The sequence below is a fragment of the Oleiphilus sp. HI0061 genome, assembly GCF_001635675.1.
The window spans coordinates 1-511 of record NZ_LWFE01000477.1; the positions used below are offsets into that span (position 1 = coordinate 1).

Annotated in this window: 1 protein-coding gene; it reads right to left on the reverse strand. The window is 42.7% G+C overall.

From position 1 onward, the window contains the following. Positions 1-492: BatD family protein (locus A3735_RS06365; protein ID WP_255375143.1), on the reverse strand; the 492-nt coding region annotated here is incomplete at its 3' end. Positions 493-511: the final 19 nt, after the last annotated feature.

Sequence of the window (511 nt, forward strand, 5' to 3'; positions counted from 1 at the left end):
TTGATAGCTGTCGATAAGCACACCGTTGAAGGCTAAACCATCGATATAGAGAGCACCACTTTTTTGAGGATAGATTAGGTACTTTCGTTCAATGACCTCATAGCGTTGGTTATAAGCCATACGATAGTATTTATTTTCCTCGCCAAAAGGTTCAATGATGGCATTGCTTGTGGCGGGCTCACTTAAATTTCCGCTACTAAGCCTTCCTAAGGAAAATAAGCGAACGGTATATTGGATTTGTTCCTGAACGTAAACATCTGATTTGTCTGTTTCAACTTCAATAAAAACAGGGGGAGGGTTGTCCGCGTCGATGGGTGCTTTACCCTCCACAACCTCTATAACAATAGCTTCAGATTTGGCTCCTTGTAGTATTGCCTGAGGAATAGTTAGTGTACCGGCCTGCTTTGGGCTAAGCGTATAGTTCCATGTAACTTCGGTTGTTGTATCGCCATTAATGGAGCGCATACTATAATTCTGCTGGCGATCAAGGATCTCAAAGCTATCTTCAAGC